General features: G+C 41.6%; 15 protein-coding genes. 5 read left to right on the plus strand and 10 right to left on the minus strand.

Features of this window, described 5'->3' with window-relative positions; all coding sequences use genetic code 11:
• Window positions 1-10: 10 nt before the first annotated feature.
• Window positions 11-1,567 (plus strand): ABC-F family ATP-binding cassette domain-containing protein, encoded by a 1,557-nt coding sequence (locus tag ACXAEO_RS16910; protein ID WP_474883200.1) that lies wholly within the window; start codon window positions 11-13, stop codon window positions 1,565-1,567.
• A 41-nt stretch (window positions 1,568-1,608) separates the two neighbouring features.
• On the opposite strand, the gene ACXAEO_RS16915 is transcribed toward ACXAEO_RS16910, so the two are convergent.
• On the minus strand, window positions 1,609-2,451 hold the full coding sequence (locus ACXAEO_RS16915; RefSeq protein ID WP_474883201.1) for a MurR/RpiR family transcriptional regulator: 843 nt from the start codon (window positions 2,449-2,451) through the stop codon (window positions 1,609-1,611).
• 242 nt (window positions 2,452-2,693) lie between these two features.
• Here ACXAEO_RS16915 and ACXAEO_RS16920 point away from each other — a divergent pair, with 242 nt between their 5' ends.
• Window positions 2,694-4,037 carry a GntT/GntP/DsdX family permease gene (locus ACXAEO_RS16920; RefSeq protein WP_474883202.1) on the plus strand — a complete coding sequence of 448 codons (1,344 nt, stop codon included), beginning with the start codon at window positions 2,694-2,696 and terminating at the stop codon, window positions 4,035-4,037.
• A 209-nt stretch (window positions 4,038-4,246) separates the two neighbouring features.
• Window positions 4,247-5,791 carry a gluconokinase gene (gene gntK / locus ACXAEO_RS16925; protein WP_474884253.1) on the plus strand — a complete coding sequence of 515 codons (1,545 nt, stop codon included), beginning with the start codon at window positions 4,247-4,249 and terminating at the stop codon, window positions 5,789-5,791.
• A gap of 164 nt (window positions 5,792-5,955) precedes the next feature.
• Here the strand turns inward: gntK and sstT are convergent, their stop codons facing one another.
• The 8 genes from sstT to ACXAEO_RS16965 form a co-directional block, all read right to left on the minus strand.
• Window positions 5,956-7,194, minus strand: coding sequence for a serine/threonine transporter SstT (sstT, locus tag ACXAEO_RS16930; protein ID WP_474883203.1), 1,239 nt, complete (start codon window positions 7,192-7,194; stop codon window positions 5,956-5,958).
• Between the two features lie 277 nt (window positions 7,195-7,471).
• A complete protein-coding gene (locus tag ACXAEO_RS16935; protein ID WP_474883204.1) occupies window positions 7,472-9,016 on the minus strand; it encodes an acyl-CoA carboxylase subunit beta in 1,545 nt (514 codons plus the stop codon).
• A gap of 31 nt (window positions 9,017-9,047) precedes the next feature.
• Window positions 9,048-9,830 carry an enoyl-CoA hydratase gene (locus ACXAEO_RS16940; protein ID WP_474883205.1) on the minus strand — a complete coding sequence of 261 codons (783 nt, stop codon included), beginning with the start codon at window positions 9,828-9,830 and terminating at the stop codon, window positions 9,048-9,050.
• A gap of 31 nt (window positions 9,831-9,861) precedes the next feature.
• Window positions 9,862-10,764, minus strand: coding sequence for a hydroxymethylglutaryl-CoA lyase (locus tag ACXAEO_RS16945; protein ID WP_474883206.1), 903 nt, complete (start codon window positions 10,762-10,764; stop codon window positions 9,862-9,864).
• Between the two features lie 38 nt (window positions 10,765-10,802).
• Window positions 10,803-11,015 carry an acetyl-CoA carboxylase biotin carboxyl carrier protein subunit gene (locus ACXAEO_RS16950; protein WP_474883207.1) on the minus strand — a complete coding sequence of 71 codons (213 nt, stop codon included), beginning with the start codon at window positions 11,013-11,015 and terminating at the stop codon, window positions 10,803-10,805.
• Between the two features lie 11 nt (window positions 11,016-11,026).
• Complete coding sequence (locus ACXAEO_RS16955) at window positions 11,027-12,388, minus strand: acetyl-CoA carboxylase biotin carboxylase subunit (RefSeq protein WP_474883208.1); 1,362 nt, start codon at window positions 12,386-12,388, stop codon at window positions 11,027-11,029.
• Between the two features lie 14 nt (window positions 12,389-12,402).
• Window positions 12,403-14,067 (minus strand): AMP-binding protein, encoded by a 1,665-nt coding sequence (locus ACXAEO_RS16960; protein ID WP_474883209.1) that lies wholly within the window; start codon window positions 14,065-14,067, stop codon window positions 12,403-12,405.
• 45 nt (window positions 14,068-14,112) lie between these two features.
• Window positions 14,113-15,252, minus strand: coding sequence for an acyl-CoA dehydrogenase (locus ACXAEO_RS16965; RefSeq protein WP_474883210.1), 1,140 nt, complete (start codon window positions 15,250-15,252; stop codon window positions 14,113-14,115).
• A 692-nt stretch (window positions 15,253-15,944) separates the two neighbouring features.
• Between ACXAEO_RS16965 and ACXAEO_RS16970 the strand changes: the two genes are divergently transcribed.
• Complete coding sequence (locus ACXAEO_RS16970; protein WP_474883211.1) at window positions 15,945-17,756, plus strand: helix-turn-helix domain-containing protein; 1,812 nt, start codon at window positions 15,945-15,947, stop codon at window positions 17,754-17,756.
• 214 nt (window positions 17,757-17,970) lie between these two features.
• Window positions 17,971-18,324, plus strand: coding sequence for a hypothetical protein (locus tag ACXAEO_RS16975; protein ID WP_474883212.1), 354 nt, complete (start codon window positions 17,971-17,973; stop codon window positions 18,322-18,324).
• A gap of 92 nt (window positions 18,325-18,416) precedes the next feature.
• Here the strand turns inward: ACXAEO_RS16975 and ACXAEO_RS16980 are convergent, their stop codons facing one another.
• Window positions 18,417-19,568 carry an MFS transporter gene (locus ACXAEO_RS16980; RefSeq protein WP_474884255.1) on the minus strand — a complete coding sequence of 384 codons (1,152 nt, stop codon included), beginning with the start codon at window positions 19,566-19,568 and terminating at the stop codon, window positions 18,417-18,419.
• Window positions 19,569-19,641 lie beyond the last annotated feature (73 nt).

Raw genomic sequence — 19,641 nt, forward strand, 5'->3', positions numbered from 1 at the left:
GTGTTTAATCATGAGTATTTTAACAGTGAAAAATTTAAGTCACGGGTTTGGTGACCGTGCTATTTTTAATGACGTGTCGTTTCGCCTTCTAAAAGGAGAGCACATCGGCCTTATCGGAGCAAATGGCGAAGGTAAATCAACATTTATGAACATTATTACAGGAAAATTAGAGCCAGATGAAGGAAAAGTTGAATGGTCAAAAAAGGTACGTGTCGGCTACCTTGATCAGCATACCGTATTATCAAAAGGACTAACGATTCGTGATGTATTGCACAGCGCTTTCCAATATCTTTTTGACATGGAAGCAGAAATGAATCAAATCTATGAAAAAATGGGAGAAGCAACACCAGAGGAATTAGAACAGCTCCTTGAAGAAGTTGGAACCATTCAAGACGTATTAACGAACAATGATTTTTATGTCATTGATTCAAAAGCGGAAGAAGTCGCACGCGGCCTCGGTTTGGACGATGTTGGGCTTGACCGTGACGTCCAAGATTTAAGCGGCGGGCAACGGACAAAAGTTCTTCTCGCAAAATTGCTATTAGAAAAACCAGAAATTCTTCTTCTCGATGAGCCGACAAACTATTTAGATGAGCAACACATTGAATGGCTGAAACGCTACTTACAAGAATACGAAAATGCCTTTATTTTAATCTCGCATGATATTCCGTTTTTAAACAGCGTTATTAACTTAATTTATCATATGGAAAACCAAGAATTAAACCGTTATGTGGGCGATTATAATAATTTCCTTCAAGTATATGAAGTGAAAAAGCAGCAGCTCGAATCCGCTTATAAAAAACAGCAGCAAGAAATTGCCGACTTAAAAGATTTCGTAGCCCGCAACAAAGCGCGCGTATCGACGCGAAACATGGCTATGTCTCGTCAGAAAAAATTGGATAAGATGGACGTTATTGAGCTAGCACAAGAAAGACCGAAGCCAGAGTTCAACTTCAGAAGTGCTCGAACGTCCGGGAAATTAATTTTCCAAACGAACGACCTCGTTATCGGATATGACGAGCCGCTTTCAAAACCGTTAAATCTTCGTATGGAGCGCGGTCAAAAAATTGCCCTTGTTGGAGCTAACGGAATTGGAAAAACAACACTTCTAAAAAGCATCCTCGGAGAAATTAAACCCATTTCGGGCTCAGTTGAACGCGGAGAATACCAGCATATCGGCTATTTCGAACAAGAAATAAAAACCGCTAACTACAATACATGTATCGAAGAAGTGTGGCAAGAGTTCCCTTCTTTCAACCAAGCAGAAGTTCGTGCAGCTCTTGCAAAATGTGGCTTAACGACAAAGCATATTGAAAGTAAAATTGAAGTGCTAAGCGGAGGCGAAAAAGCAAAAGTCCGTCTTTGCAAGCTCCTTAACAATGAAACGAATATTTTAGTGCTCGATGAGCCGACAAACCACTTGGATGTTGATGCAAAAGATGAGTTGAAACGTGCTCTGAAAGCATATAAAGGAAGCATTCTTATTATTTGCCATGAACCGGAGTTTTACCATGATGTCGTAACAGATGTGTGGAATTGCGAAACGTGGACGACAAAAGTATTCTAAAGACAAGACTAAGACCCCATCCAAACGGACGGGGTCTTGTTTTATTGGAAAAACTTTTTGATTTTGTCTATTGTGTTTGTTCCAGTCGTTTTTTTCGTATTAATAACATTCATATATAGCGAATCAATTAAGCTTAGCTGAACAATCCGCGCAAAGGTGTCATCTATTTGCTTTTCCCTTCCACCCGATACAGTATGCAACACGAGGTCTGCCTTTTGGCTAAGAGGCGACTTTTTGAAGCTTGTAATGGCAATGATTTTCGCACCCGTTTCTTTCACCGTTTTTAAAAGACGAATCAATTCTTCGCCACTTCCATCTGTCGAAATAATGACCACAGTATCTTTACTAGTTAATTGGGAAGCTGCCCTTATTTGCAAATACGGATCCGTATAAGCAACAGTCGAAATCCCTGATCCGATAAATTTATGATGGGCATCAAGTGCGACGATGCCAGAAGCACCTATTCCGTAAAATTCAATACGTTCCGCCTCCAATATGAGATTGACAGCTTTTTTCAAAGAAGAAAAATCCATCATTTGAATCGTATCTTTAAAGGTGCGAATACTTGTATTGAAAATTTTTTCTGTAATAGCTCTTTCATGGTCCTGTTCTTGTATCTTTTCTTCAACAATTTCTCTAATGGGCGATGCAATTTCTGCCGCAATTGCCAACTTCATCGTTTGATACCCTTTAAACCCCATACGTTTACAAAAACGAAACACCGTAGACGTCGCGACCCCTATATCCTCTGCTACTTGTGTAATCGATTGATGCATCATCTTTTCAGGAAATTGAAGAATGTAATCCGCAATACGCTTCTCTGTATCACTCAAGTCCGAATAATACGATTGAATTCTTACTAAACAATATTGAGGCTGCTCCATACACTGATTTCTCCCCTCGAAATATCTTTACATATAAGTATAACGAACTTTCAAGAAAAGAAAAATATTTTCTTGAAAGCGATTGCAAAGAAAAAAGTTTTTTGTATAATAAGTTTATCAAGAAAAAAAATTCCTCGAAAAAGGAAAACATATCCGCTATTTTTTACATAATAGACAAAAAAGAAAGCGTTATCTTAGAGAATCTAACTAAAACAAGATAGTGCCATAAAGGGGGAAGAACAATGTCAGCATCAACACTTATTTTAGTCGCATTAACAGGCATCTTTTTATTACTATTTTTAGTTATCCGAACAAAACTTCACGCTTTTGTCGCCCTTCTTCTTGTGAGCTTGCTCGTCGGAATCGCGACTGGTATGCCGCTCAAAGGAGTCATTGAATCTATGCAAGCTGGAATGGGCGGAACACTTGGATTTGTCGCTGTCGTCGTCGGCTTAGGTGCCATGTTTGGACAAATGTTAGAAGTTTCAGGCGGTGCAGAACGTCTTGCGCAAACATTGATTAAAAAATTTGGTGAAGATAAAGCACAATGGGCACTAGGTTTTACAGGCTTTCTTGTCGCTATTCCTGTCTTCTTTGATGTCGGCTTTATCATTTTAGTGCCAATCGTTTACGGATTAGCTAAAAAAACAGGCCGCTCTTTACTTTATTACGGAATTCCATTATTGGCAGGACTCGCTGTTACACATAGCTTTATCCCGCCTACACCGGGACCGATCGCCGTAGCAGAGTTAATTGGCGCTGACCTTGGATGGGTTATTTTATTCGGGGCTCTTGCTGGTATTCCATCCATGATTATCGCCGGACCATTATTCGCTAAATATATTTCCAAAAAAATTCACGTGACAGTACCTGATTACATGCACTTTGAAGAAAAAGAAGAACAGCAAGACCTTCCAAGCTTCGGTCTTATTGCCGGGATTATCCTTGTACCGCTTGTACTTATTCTTTTAAACACAATTTCAGGGGTCGTCTTACCAGAAGGAAATGAAGTTCGTACATTCTTCACCTTCCTTGGTCATCCGTTCGTTGCCTTACTAATCGCTACTTTACTCGTATTCTATTTCTTAGGAATAAAACGCGGGTACTCACGCCAAGATGTACAAGTCATTGCGAACAAAGCACTTGAACCTGCAGGGATTATCATTCTTGTCACTGGGGCAGGCGGTGTGTTCAAACAAGTATTAATTGATTCAGGTGTTGGAAAAGTATTAGGAGATATGATGGCTGCTTCTCCTCTACCGCCAATCGTTCTCGCTTTCTTAATTGCCAGCATTGTCCGTGCTGCCCAAGGGTCGGCAACTGTTGCGATGGTAACAGCAGCTGGGTTAATTTCACCGCTTATTACAACACTTGGACTGGAAGGACCTGTTTTAGGATTAATCGTCATTTCGATTGCCGCTGGTGCAACAATTGCGTCACATGTCAACGACTCAGGGTTTTGGCTTGTCAACCGCTACTTCGGTTTAGATGTAAAAGATACACTTCGTTCATGGACAATGATGGAGACATTAATTTCTCTTGTCGGCTTTACTGTTGTCTTTGTGATTAGCTTATTTATCATGTAAAATAAGAGAAAATACGATTCATTTAAAACAGCTTTCTTTCAAACACTTCTTTATCACAGCATAGTTATGCGAAACTTCCTTTCATATGGATGCTTTGAAAGTTTAGTTGCTTACTTTCATAGCATCCTTTTCTCTTTTTACAGGATGCACTCATAAATGCTGAACTATGAAATGCTTTGCCATTGATATAATGAGGAGGAACAAGATTGATGAATCATTCTACATACGTATTAGGCGTTGATATTGGAACAACGAGCACGAAAGCTGTGCTTTTTTCAAAGGAAGGTGCCGTCATTGCCCATCATACGATCGAATATCCGCTGCTTACACCAACCCCTTCAACCGCCGAGCAAAAACCAACGGACATTTACGCAGCAGTATTAGGAACAATTAAAGAAACCATAAAAAAAAGTGCCGTTAAGCCACACGAACTTCTTTGCATTTCATTCAGCTCTGCGATGCATAGTGTAATTGCAGTGGATGAGGAAGGCAATCCGCTCACAAATTCCATCACATGGGCCGATAATCGAAGCACAAAGTGGGCGGAGAAGATTAAACACGAGTGGAATGGCCATGAGATTTATTTGCGTACAGGGACGCCTATCCATCCTATGTCGCCATTATGTAAAATCCGCTGGATAAAAGAAGAACTACCAGACATTTTTGCGAAAACCTCCAAGTTTATTTCCATTAAAGAGTATGTGTTTCATCAATTGTTCAAACAGTTTGTGGTCGATCATTCCATCGCTTCTGCAACGGGGATGCTCAACTTAGAGCGTCTCGCTTGGGACGAGGAAGCGCTTCAAACAGCTGGAATTACAAGACAACACTTATCGACGCTTGTCCCGACTACTCATTACCTTCAAGGACTAGATGTCGAAACAGCAGAGGCATTAGGAATTCTCCCTTCTACTCCGTTTGTTGTTGGGGCCAACGACGGGGTGTTATCAAATCTTGGCGTAAATGCTATTGAGCCAGGCGTTGTAGCTGTAACAATTGGGACGAGCGGAGCCATTCGAACCGTAACAGATCGCCCTGTCGTCGATCCAAAAGGCCGAACCTTCTGTTATGCGTTAACAGAAAATTATTGGGTGATCGGCGGCCCTGTCAACAATGGCGGCATGACCTTCCGCTGGGTTCGCGATGAGCTTGCCGCTTCTGAAGTAGAAACAGCAAAACGATTAGGAATCGATCCTTATGAAGTGTTAACGAAAATTGCCTCCTCTGTCAATCCGGGGTCAGACGGATTATTGTTCCATCCATATTTAGCCGGTGAACGCGCCCCTTTATGGAATGCGAATGCTAGAGGCTCTTTCTTCGGTTTAAGCATGCACCATAAAAAAGAGCATATGATTCGCGCCGTTTTAGAGGGCGTTATTTTCAACTTATATAGCGTGCTTCTTGCGCTTGAAGAACAAATTGGCGTCCCAGCAAAAGTACAAGCTACCGGCGGCTTTGCCCGCTCAGAACTTTGGCGTCAAATGATGGCAGACATTTTTGATCAAGACGTCTCCGTACCAGAAAGCTTTGAAAGTTCCTGCCTTGGGGCTGCTATACTTGGACTATATGCTTTAAAAGAAATTGACTCCTTACACGTCGTTTCAGATATGGTCGGTGCTACTCATCAGCATAAGCCGATTCCAGAAAACGTCGCCATTTATCGCGAGCTTACGCCCATTTACCTTCGCATCGCTCGTAAGCTCCAAGATGAATACAACAGCATTGCAGAATTTCAACGGAAGCAGCTGGGGTAAGGCACAAAAATTAATAGATGAGCTATAGAGTTTTCTCTTTGACAGTCATAATGCAGATAAAATAGCACTTTCCCTTCTTACAGCAAGATAAAAACAGCCCCTCCACTTGTTCAACGAACTGAACAAGCAGAGGGGCTGTTCCATTACTGATAAAGGAATAAGCCTTATACGGCTTTACGAATATGGATTGCTTTTCCTTCTTTACGCCACTCTTTAAACTCCGCTGCGGATGTGAATAAAACATCTGTAGATGAGTTAAGAGCTGTTTCAAACGAGTCTTGTAGTACCCCGATGATAAAGCCTACTCCAACGACTTGCATCGCCACTTCAGCTGGAATTCCGAACAAGCTGGCTGCTAGCGGAATAAGAAGTAAAGAGCCGCCTGCAACCCCTGAAGCACCACAAGCACTTACAGCAGACAGTACGCTAAGAATAACCGCTGTCGGTAAATCTACTTCAATGCCTAATGTATGAACCGCTGCAAGAGTCAAAACAGAAATTGTCACAGCAGCACCTGCCATGTTAATAGTTGCACCTAGTGGGATGGAGATAGCATACGTATCTTTATTCAACCCAAGATTTTCACAAAGCTTCATATTAACAGGAATATTAGATGCAGAACTTCTCGTAAAGAATGCTGTAATTCCGCTTTCCTTTAAGCATTTAAAAACGAGCGGATAAGGATTTTGACGGATAAATAAGAACACAATAATTGGGTTAATGACTAAAGCTACAAAAAGCATACAGCCAATTAAAACTGCTAATAATTTTCCGTAACTTAATAACGCGTCAATTCCGCTTGTTGTAACGGACTCAAATACTAGACCCATAATTCCTAATGGAGCAAACTTAATGACCCATGTAACCATTTTTGATATTGCATCTGACACATTAGCAATTACCGTTTTCGTTGTCTCAGAAGCATTTCGTAACGCTAAACCAAGTACGATCGCCCACGCTAAAATCCCGATGTAGTTTGCATTGTAAATGGCTTTAACCGGGTTATCTACCACGTTTAGCAATAAAGTTTTCAGTACTTCTACTATACCGCCTGGAGCTGTAAAACCTTCAGCACCTTGAGCAAGTGTTAAATTTACAGGGAACATAAAACTTGCAACAACAGCTGTTAATCCAGCTAAAAATGTCCCAGCTAAATATAAACCGATGATCGATTTCATATTTGTTTGTTGACCACTCTTATGTTGAACGATGGCTGACATAACTAAGAAAAGAACTAATACAGGTGCAATAGCTTTCAAAGCCCCTACAAATAAAGAACCAAAAATAACGATAGGCTGTGCGGCTGCAGGAATCGTCAAAGCGAGGACAATACCAATAATCAAACCTACAATGATTTGTTTGACAAGACTCACTCGATTCCATTTTTCCAGTATATTTCTCATAGATGTTCCCCCATTGGCTTAGAATAAAATTGTAATATTTTTAATCAAATAATTTTCTTTTATGATTTATTGCTTCATCAAATGTTCTCACCCAGCATATTCCACAAGGAAAAAACAAATGTCTTTCTTACAAATAGTATTATAATAATTTTTTCGGTATATTACAATTCTATTTTTTCTATTTGGAAATATTTAAATTATTAAAATATTCAATTTTTAATAATTTAAGCAGCCTGTTTTCACTAACTACAAGGAAACTGAGCCAATCATTGTAACCTTAAACTGGGTAGACTGGATGCTTTCGTTCTGTGAACGCGATGTCTTTTGATGCATACGCTTCAAATCGATTAACTAATTCTTCGCGTAACGAATTCGCGGGGATGATACCGTCAATAATCATTTCAGATGCCAATCGGTAAATATCAATGTCTTGCTTATATTCCTCGCGCTTTTGTTCAATGAAAGCAGCTCGCTCTTGTTCTGGGAGCGACGCAATTTTGTTCGCATATACCGCATTTACCGCAGCTTCGGGCCCCATGACTGCAATTTGGGCAGTTGGCAAAGCAAGGCAGCAATCGGGCTCAAATGCAGGGCCACACATAGCATAAAGGCCTGCTCCATATGCTTTCCGCACAATGACCGAAATTTTTGGCACACTCGCTTCAGCCATCGCCGAAATCATTTTCGCTCCATGACGGATAATTCCCGCCCGCTCCACCTTTGTGCCAATCATAAAGCCCGGCACATCGACAAGAAACAGAAGCGGAATATGAAACGCGTCACAAAGCGTCATAAATTTAGCAGCCTTATCGGCCGTATCATGAAACAACACGCCACCTTTCACTCTCGGCTGATTCGCAATGATCCCAACTGGCTTTCCATCCATGCGAGCTAAGCCTGTAATAAGTTCACTCGCAAACAACTTCTTAATTTCAAAAAATGATCCTTCATCAATTAGACCATCAATAAAATCATACATGTTAAACGGAGCATTTTGATTGGACGGGATGAGGTCTTCCAGCGTTTTCTCAAGACGTTTTGGCGCCACTGCCTCCTGCGCTGGCGGTTTTTCTGAAAAGTTAGCTGGAAAATAAGAAAGGTAATCTCTCGCCATGGCAATCGCTTCTTCTTCTGTTTTCGCCAATACATCCCCGCAGCCTGAAACAGAACAATGCATGCGAGCTCCGCCCATTTCTTCAAGCGTCACTTTTTCTCCAATAACCATTTCTGCCATCCGTGGCGAACCGAGGTACATCGATGCATTTTTGTCCACCATAATGACAATGTCGCAAAAAGCAGGAATGTAAGCCCCTCCTGCAGCAGAAGGACCAAACAATAAACAAATTTGCGGAATTTTCCCCGAAAGCTTCACTTGATTATAAAAAATTCGACCGGCTCCGCGGCGCCCTGGGAACATTTCTACTTGATCAGTAATTCGCGCACCCGCTGAATCGACAAGATAAATAAGCGGAACCTTTAACTTCTCTGCCGTTTCTTGAAGCCGAATCATTTTTTCAACCGTCCGTGCCCCCCAAGACCCTGCCTTAATAGTGGAATCATTGGCAATGACACACACAACTTGTCCATTGACTTTCCCCATACCGGTGACAACACCATCCGCTGGAAGACCTTCTGCCGAACAGTTGGCAAATAACGCATCTTCAAGCTCTGAATCCTCATCGAATAACAGCTTTAAGCGATCACGAACAAACAGCTTCCCTTGTTCTTCATTTTTCTGATGATATTTGGGAGCGCCTCCTTTTTGAATTTGCTCCATTCTTTCTTGCAATGTTTGTTGTATAGGCTTAATATTTGCTGACATTCTCTTTCCCCCTCTACGTTACTTGTGTTCATTATTCTCCAACAAAAACAGGCGGTCTCTTTTCCTTGAACGCTTGCAAACCTTCCAGTCGGTCCTTTGTCGGAATGGTTAGTTCATACGCATTTTGTTCAATGGAAAGTCCCGTGCTTAAATCGACGTCCATCCCTTTATCAATGGAGAACTTCGCCTGTGTGACGGCGACAGGGCCATTGCGAACAATAAGCTTCGCTATGCTCAACGCCTTTTCTAGCAAAGCCCCAGGTGGTGTCACATATTCTACTAATCCAATTTCCTCAGCCTCTTTTGCATCAATTCGTCTTGCCGTGAAAATCAGCTCTTTTGCCCGACCCTTTCCAATTAATCTCGGCAAACGCTGCGTTCCTCCCGCTCCTGGAATGATACCGAGTGACGTTTCTGTTAACCCAAACTTAGATTGTTCAGAAGCAATCCGAATATCGCAAGCTAAGGCAATCTCCATCCCTCCACCAAAAGCAGCTCCATTCACAGCGGCAATGACTGGCTGCGGCAATCCTTCTAGTTGATTCATCGTTTCACGAATGGAAGATACTGTCTTACGCACTTCGTTTTTATCCATTCCAGCCCGCTCTTTTAAGTCTGCACCTGCACAAAAAATCGTTTCACCTGCTCCTGTTACGATGACACACCGGACAGATGGGTCAAACTTACATGCAGCAATAGCTTCTTGCAGTTCTTTTAACATTTGTAAAGAGAGCGAATTAGCCGCTTGCGGACGTTGTAACGTGATGAGCACAATTCCTTGTTCGACTGTAGAGACCAATACCGTTTTCTCCATATGTTTCATCCTCCCGTATGCCTTTCTCCCTTTATTCACTTTGGGTGTAAACTTGAAGACTTCTGCTTGGCAAAGGTTTTCCTATCTTCTCTTGAATAAATTGACACGCAGACACCAACTTCTCCTGATCGACCTCCGTGCAGATTCCCATCGCTTCTAACATATAAAGCAAATCGTCCGTCGCGACATTCCCCGATGCCCCAGGTGCATATGGGCAACCGCCCAATCCCCCAAGGGAGGCATCGAAAGTGTGAATCCCCATATTGAGTGAGACGACAATGTTAGCCAAAGCCGTTCCGCGGGTATCATGAAAATGCAAAGCGAATGGCGCAGCGGAAAAGCGCTTTAATAATACATTTAGTACTTCTTGTACCTGCTTCGGATTTGCCACACCGATTGTATCACCAAGAGAGATTTCGCTAATCCCCATGTCAAATAACGCGTCGACTACTGTAATGACCTTTTCTATTTCCACGTTTCCTTCGTACGGGCATCCAAAGACCGTGGACACATATCCTCTAACCGACTTCCCAGCGGACAGCGATTGCTGCACAACTTCTCTTAAAATAGGAAGTGTTTGGTCAATCGATTTGTTAATGTTTTTTCGGTTATGCGTTTCACTTGCAGACATAAAGACTGCCGTTTCATCCACGTTAGCGGCAAGCGCCCGCTCTAAGCCTTGACGGTTTGGCACAAGCGCTGTATACGTTACACCGGGGACGCGCGTAATTCCTGCCGCAACCGCTGTTGCATCAGAAAGCGCTGGAATCCATTTTGGATTAACAAAGGACGTGATTTCGATATGCTTTAATCCGCTGGCAGACAGTTGATTAATCCAAGCAATTTTATCTTCCGTCGAAACGAATACCTGTTCATTCTGCAGTCCATCTCGCGGTCCCACTTCCTTAATTGTTACACGTTCCGGCCACTTCATCGTCACGCCCTTCTCCTCCATTCATCTTCTGTTTCGCTTTATTCCAGCTCTACTAATACGTCCCCTTCATTGACAAAATCTCCTTCATTCACTTTCACATCTTTAACAGTCCCTGCCACTTCTGCTGAAATGGGAATTTCCATTTTCATCGATTCCAAAATGACGACATCTTGCCCTTCTTCGACATGTTCTCCTGCTTGCACAAGAATTTTCCATACATTCCCTGCCATACTTGCTACTACTTGACTCATCTTAACTCCTCCTATTTCACGCTGTTTCGTATGTTGGTTTGTAAATACTTCGCAACAAAGCTCGTTGTCGTATCACCATTATGAAAGGCTGGATGTGCGGCTACGTCCTGCAGCATCGAAAGATTTGTTTTAATTCCTTCCACACTATATTCGGCAAGTGCCGCCTGCAGACGTGCAATCGCCTCGTTTCGGTCTTTCCCTTTTACAACAAGCTTCGCAATCATTGGGTCATAAAAAGGCGTTACAACCGATTGTCCGTGAATCGCTAACTCATGCCGAATGCCAGGGCCTTCAGGCAATCTTAATTGCGTAATCTTCCCTGGAGACGGAAAAAAAGTTTTAGGGTCTTCTGCATAAACTCTTACTTCAATCGCATGCCCTTCTCGTCTTACGTCAGCTTGTGACATGTTCAATGACTGACCCGCTGCGATACGAAGTTGCTCTTCTACTAAATCTAATCCGGTAATCTCTTCTGTTACTGGGTGCTCCACTTGAAGACGCGTGTTCATCTCTAAGAAATAGAAATGTTTATTTTCATCAACTAAAAACTCAACCGTACCGGCATTCTCATACCCAATGGATTGGGCGGCCTTGACGGATGCTTCCCCCATTTTGCTCCGCGTTTCTTCATCAAGGAACAAGGACGGGGCTTCCTCGACCACCTTTTGATGGCGGCGCTGTATCGAGCATTCACGTTCCCATAAATAAACAGTATTCCCGAATCGATCTGCTAAAATTTGAATCTCAATATGCCGAGGATTTTCTACATATTTTTCTACATACATCGCCCCATCCCCAAAGAAATCTGTCGCTCGTTTTTGATTTCCGCTAAATGCTTTGCGAATCTCCTCTGCGCTATGAACAATCTGCATTCCAATTCCGCCGCCTCCTGCTGAAGCTTTCAGCATGACTGGATAACCGATGCGCTCAGCCACTTGCACCGCTTCCTCAGCATCCGCGAGCGGATATGTTATGCCTGGAACAACGGGAACGCCCGCTTCTTCCATCGCCTTTCGCGACTCAATTTTGCTACCCATACGAGAAATCACGTCAGGGGACGGTCCAATGAACACCAGTCCCTCTTCTTTGCAACGTCTTGCAAATTCGGCATTTTCTGAAAGAAGGCCGTACCCCGGATGAATCGCCTCTGCTTTAGATGTGCGGGCCACTTCCAAGATTTTGTCGATGTTCAAATAACTTTCGGCTACTCGTGAACCTCCTATTAAGTACGCTTCATCCGCCAATTTGACATGCGGCGCATCTGCATCAGCTTCTGAATATACTCCAACACTCACAATTCCAAGCGCTTGACATGTTCGCATAACTCGAACGGCAATTTCCCCTCGATTAGCAATCAAAATCTTTTTAAACATACTTTCCCTCCCCCTTAGCTCTTTTTAATTAACGCTTCTCTTTGTGATTGTAAAAGCCGATTCGCATCTTCGCGAAGCTTAAATTTTTGAATTTTCCCCGATGCTGTCATTGGAAATTCTGAACAAAACTCAATGTAGCGCGGAATTTTAAAATGTGCGATTTGCCCTTCACAATACGCCCGAATTTCTTCAGCAGTCACCGTTTCCTCTTCCTTTAAACGAATCCATGCCATCACTTCTTCTCCATATTTCTCGTCTGGGATTCCGATGATTTGAACATCAAGCACTTTCGGATGAGTATATAAAAACTCTTCAATCTCGCGCGGATAAATATTTTCCCCTCCGCGAATAATCATATCTTTTAAACGCCCTGTAATTTGGCAGTATCCGTTCTCATCCATGACCGCCAAATCACCAGTATGAAGCCAACCATCTTGATCAATTGCCTCCTTCGTTGCTTCCGGATTTTTGTAATAGCCTTTCATAACGTGATAACCACGTGTGCAAAGCTCTCCTGTAACACCTACTGGCACCTCATTATTCGTTACAGGGTCAACGATTTTCACCTCAACATTCGGCAAAGCACGACCGACCGTGCTCACTCTTAATTCAATCGGGTCATTCGTTCGCGTTTGAGTGATGCCCGGAGAGGATTCTGTCTGACCGTACACAATCGTAATTTCTCTTGCTCCCATCTTTTCTGTCACAGCCTTCATTACTTCTGTCGGACAAGGAGAACCCGCCATAATTCCCGTCCGTAAAGAAGACAAATCAAAGTGTTCAAACTCCGGATGATTCAACTCACTAATGAACATCGTAGGAACGCCGTGCAAAGCCGTGCACTTCTCATTTTGAACCGCCTGCAAAACCGACAGCACATCAAACTCTTGAATCGGAACCATCGTGGCCCCTACACTTACACAAGCCATCGTTCCAAGCACACAGCCAAAGCAATGAAAGAATGGAACAGGTATGCACATCCGATCTTTATGAGTTAAATCCATACAAGCTGCTATATTGGCTGCATTGTTGACTAAATTCGTATGCGTAAGCATAACCCCTTTCGGAAACCCTGTTGTGCCAGATGTATACTGCATGTTAATCACATCATCAGAAGCTAAAGCGTTCATTCGTTCATCCAGCAGGTGATCATCGACCTCTTCTCCCATTTCCATCAGATCCGACCATAGAAACATCCCTGGATATCGTTTCTCTCCCCAGACAATGACATTTTTTAAAAAGGGAAGTCGCTCTGATTGAAGGCAGCCCGGTGCCGATGTTTTCAGTTCTGGAACAATTTCATAAAGGATATCAATATAGGAAATGCCTTTATACGACTCCATTAAAACTAGTGTAGTAGAATCTGATTGCTTTAATAGATACTCCAGTTCAGTCGCGCGATAGTTCGTATTAACCGTAACGAGGACAGCCCCCATTTTCCCTGTAGCAAATTGACTCGTCACCCATTCTGGATAATTAGATGCCCAAATGGCCACATGATCTCCTTTTTCTATCCCTATCCTCATATACCCCTTCGCCGCATGCCTGCAAAGATTGTCAAATTGTTTATATGTGTAACGGAGATTGCGATCTGGATAGACAACCGCTTCATGTTCAGGCCGCTCATTTGCCACTTGTTCTAATAACTTTCCTAGCGTAATCTGCATTACCTCACCCATACAGAAGATCCACCTCTTTAAAATAAGATAATTTACGACGTCTTCTTAGCATCCAATTTCGCGTGCAATGACCATTCGCTGCACTTCAGAAGTCCCTTCACCAATTTCTAACAACTTTGCATCACGGAAGAAACGTTCTACTTGATATTCCTTCATATATCCATAACCGCCATGAATTTGAACGGCTTGATCACAAACCTTCATACAAATTTCTGAAGCATACAATTTGGCCATTGCGGCTTCTTTTTTAAATGCTCTTCCTTGGTCTTTCAGCCATGCTGCCTTATAAACCATGTTGCGAGCCACTTCAATATTCATCGCCATGTCGGCAAGTTTAAATTGAATTGCCTGAAAGGCGGATAAACTTCTCCCGAACTGCTTTCGTTCTTTTGCATACTGAAGCGCTTTTTCATACGCCCCTTGCGCAATCCCAACGGCCATCGCGCCAATTCCAATTCTTCCTCCATCGAGAGTAGCTAAAAATTGCTTAAAACCTTCACCTTCTACACCAAGTAAGTTCTCTTTGTTAACGCTTACATTTTCTAAAACAAGCTCTGTTGTATTAGAAGAATGAAGACCCATTTTTTCATAATTATTAATAACAGTAAATCCAGAGGCATTTGTTGGGACAATAAACGCACTAATGCCATTCGTTCCTTTCGATCGATCTGTTACTGCTGTCAATGCAAGATTTTTCGCATAGCTTGCATTCGTAATAAAACATTTCGCGCCTGAAATGACCCATTCATCCCCTTGAAGAACAGCCGTTGTTTGCGTCCCGCCTGCATCAGAGCCAGCATTCGGTTCCGTTAGACCAAATGCACCTAAATATTCCCCTGTACAAATCGGCGTTAAATATTTTTGTTTTTGTTCCTCTGTACCAAATAAATGAATAGGGGCTCCTCCTAACGAGATATGTGCCGAATACGTAATACCTGTTGAACCGCATACCCGACTTAGCTCTTCAACCACAATCGCAAAGCTAATCGTATCTGCCTCCGCACCTCCGTACTGTTCAGGAAAAGGCAACCCCATCATCCCTATGTCTGCTAATTGTTTAAAGATTTCCTCTGGAAACTCACCTGTCCGATCCCTTTCGTCTGCCCCTGGAGCCACTTCAGCTTCCGCAAAATCCCGAATCATTTTACGTATCATCCCTTGCTCCTTCGTTAAATCAAAATTCATCCATCCCCAACCCTTTCTTTTCCATTTTGGCACAATTACTTAACGCAGAAACTAATGCATCCCATCACATCGCTTATGCAAAAGAGCCTCTCTTCCAACTTTCCGTGAATAGCTGACATCAAAGTGTTTATTTATTTTTAAAATTTTCTTATAATTAGCTTATAATAACCAAATGATGGAACACCATGTTTATCCACATAAAAATAAACAACAAAAATTTGTAGCTTTTACACAAAAAAACAACAGCAAATGTCCCACGTTAGTTTATATATATTCAACTCCCTACCTGTACACTACTTCATTTGACTGAAGAATGTTCTATAGAGATTCGCCTTAATCATTTGGCACATCTTCATGAAATTGAAAACAATCATTGATTCAAACAACTTACTTTTCCCCTCAAAGGTTAGAAAATTCGACATAACTGCCCTTTAGTCATGTCGAATTCTAAGTCAAGCTATCTAGTTGCTTATTTCTTTGAATCTATTAACTCACCAAGAAAAGAAAACGCTTTCTTTTCTCTAGGTTTACACAATCATTTAATACTTCTTTTAATCAAAAAACGTTCATAATCAATTACTCAGACCTTTTAAACCTCCCCACTTAGGTCTAGAGCATAAGACATGGTCGTCCTTTTGCCATGTCCCATTGTCTAAATCGATTCATATAGAAGATAGAAAAGGATGATAAAAATGAACGAAACTTTAACTCACCGTCAACTTCAATCATTAATTCACGTTTCCAATGTCATTAATTCATCATTAGATATCGATACCATTATTGACTCCATCATGATTGAAACCATTTCTGCTGTCGATGCGGCCGGCGGAGGGTCTTTATGGCTATATGATAAAAATCAACACCGTCTTGTTGCTAAATCAGCCCAAGGACTATTCTATCCGCACATTTTTAGACAAATTAAACTAAAACCCGGAGAGTCGATGACCGGCATGACCTTCGCTCAAAGGAAAGGAATCATGTTTCCGAATGAAGGAGAAATCAAAAAAGCTTTAGCAACCTTATCAGCACACAATCATGATTTATTAAGAAGCTCCATCCCACATAATTTTCATTTTACATCTGTCATTTGTTCTCCTATTTTGCTAGAAGGTAACTGCATTGGAGTCATTACGCTAGACTCTTTCCAACGTTCACTTCGCTTTAAACAAGAAGATAGCTATCTTTTAGAAGCTATTTGTCATCAAGCTGCCGTCGCCTTAGAAAAATCCAGCCTGTATCAGGAAAAAGAGCGAACTGTACGTAAGCTTTCCCATTCTATTGAAATACATCGGAAGTTAGCTAACCTTGTTTTGCAAGGCGAAGGACTTCATTCGATCGTTACATATATCCAAGAAACGACCGGTCAGCACACCTTGCTGTTTAATGATACGGGTGAGCTCATCTGTTCTGCCTATGACTCTTCCCTTTCGGAGGGTACTCTTACTTTAATAAAACAAAAAGCGAAGAACATTATTGACTCGCTTGACGATTCACGCTCCGCCGCAGAAATGGAATTGGCGGGAAAAACATATCATCTTGTCGCATTATCACTTGGTTCTAAACCGAAGTTTCTCGGTATACTGATCGTTCTTTCCACGAAACAAATGAGTGAGTTAGAAATTGCCGCTCTCGAGCATGCTTGCACGGTGATTTCCCTTGAACTTGTAAAAGAACAAGCGATATTTGATACTCAGCAAAGATTAAAAGGAGAATTCGTAACGAAGCTTTTTTCTGGCCAAATGGATGAAACGCTTATTCAAAAAGCGAAAAATTTACACTTTGATCCTGACCGCAGCTATATCGCCTTTATGATTAATACTGCCGATCCTTCCAACAAGGAGAAGCAACTTGAAGAACGAATGATGAGAAACATTATTCAGCTTAGTAATCACATATTTTTTGAAAAACATTTGCAAGGTATAGCGGTAAGAAATGAACAGCAAATCGTCGTCTTGCTCTCCTTTCACCCGAAAGTATCTTCCTCCACTATCAATTCTCAAACAAAAGAACTCGCACAATGGTTTCAGCACGAAATCCATGTTCGAACCCCTCAAATTGAAGCAACCATTGGTATCGGGAGAGTAAAACAAGGATTACTGCATGTTCACAAATCATTGAAAGAAGCAGCGCGATGCTTAACATTTTTGCGAAACTATCATTTTGAAAGCCAGATTATTAGCTATACAGACCTTGGTGTTCAACGTTTTATTCTGCAAAATTCAGAAGACGAGTTGATTGATTTCGTTCATGAAGTATTAGGTCCTCTCCTTGAGTATGAGAAATCGAGAAAAGTAGACCTTTTAAACACGCTTTTTATTTATTTAGAACGAAATCAAAATGTAAAGAAAACGTCACACGCCTTGCACGTTCATACAAATACTTTGAATTACCGTTTAAAACGCATCGAGGAAATCCTTTTAATCGATTTAACAGATAGCAAACAGCTATTCAATATTCGTTTAGCCATCAGCATTTATCACCATGTCCAAGCTAAAATTTCTTAGAAATAAACGCTAAGAGTCGCCGTTCATTTATGCCGTCATAGCTTAGCATGATAACAGGGGTCGTAATGTTTGGCTTTCGCACACTTTTTTAAGGTTTATTTAAGTTTTCTGCTTAATAATGTGACTCATAGCACTACATCATCTTGCGAACATCCTTCTACTAAATGAAGCGATGTTGAATGATTACAACCTACAAAAAGAAAAGGAGTCAACGATGAAAAAACAACCATCTACATTCATAAAAATAGCAGCACCTCTTATGTTCACAGGATTTTTATTTGCATGCAGCAATAATTCAGAAAGTATAACAGCCACAACAAACAGTGAATCAGTAGCTAAAGCCGAGAGCTCGAGTACCATTGAGAATCAAGAAATTGCTGGTGAAGAACAAATGCCGCCAAGAGGAAATCAGGGGGGCATGTTTTCAGATCTAGATGACGAGACGAAAGAAAAAGCTCAAAGCATCATGGAACAAGAAAGAAATGGAAGTATTACCCGTGAAGAAGCTCAAAAACAACTTGCAGAGCTCGGAGTGGAACCTCCTGAAAGAAGAGCTCCGCAAGAATAAACATATATCGCACCTCAAAAAAGAAAAGGCTGTTCAAATGAAGAGCCTTTTCTTTCTGTATACATTTTACTTAATGATTATCGCTTACCAAATTAATAATCATATTTATTTCTCGTCATCATAACTAACAGCAGCGCCGGCAACGTGCACGCAACCATCGCCAAAAATGAGAACGTTGGAGAAACTTCATATAACATTCCGCCTACCAATGTTAAAACCGCTGTGCTCAATCCCATCGCCAGTGCTGAATATATTCCTTGTGCATTTGGAATTTGTTGTTTCGGCAAGTTTTTGGTGATGTATAGAATAAAAGCATAATGAGCCACTCCAAACGAGAGCGCATGCAAACTTTGCGACAGCATGAAAACCCACACATTCGGAAATAAAAATACAAGCAACCATCGTAGTGTCGCGCCTGACGCTGCTAGCAATAGTAAGGACGAAGGCTGCCATTTTTCAAATATATGATCTGCCTTTAAAAAATAAAGAACTTCAAACATCACAGCGATATTAAGAATCATGCCGATGTAATAGTTATCCACACCTAAATCCTGTAAATATATATACCCATAATTATAGTAAGAAGCATGTGCTCCTTGTAGTAAAACAACGATAAGCAGCACGATGGGGAAACTTTTAACTTGCCATAATCCCTTCATCGATAGTGATTCTTTACGCTCTTTTGATGTTGGTTTCACTAACAATACAGCTGGTGCCGGCAGTAAACGCATCAAAAGCAGCAAACAAAGCCCTACTACCATACTTCCTAAAATGGCCCGCTCTCCAAAGTATCCTGTAATCATACTAATGATGAGTACAGAAACGACAAATCCAATGGAGCCGTACGAGCGGCTTTTTCCATAGTGTACGTCTCCTTGCTGCACTAACGTCCCCGCTGTCGATTCAAAAGCAGGAAGAAGCGCAGGAAAGATGATACTAAACAACATCGTCACAACAAAAAGAGCAGAAAAGGATGAAGAAGGTATATAAAGAAGCGTCGTCGCAAGCGAACCGCCTGTCAATACAAGAATAACGGTGTGATTGCTCCAATACTTAGATATGAGTGGGAAAGCAAACAGCGATGATGCCCCCCGTGCTAGTAAGCCAAATCCCATAATGACACTAGCTTCCGTTACACTCAATCCTTTTGCCTGCACGAGCCACCCTGTCCAATATGGTAAAAATATGCCCCATGTTAGAAAAAACATAAAAAAATTCTGTGACATCCAGCGTTGATGATTCATAACTGATCCCTTTGTATTAAGGGTTGCTTGATGATAACTCATAATTAATCCCTCCGTATTTATTGCATCATAG

Source organism: Bacillus sp. ABA4_010 (genome assembly GCF_056159105.1).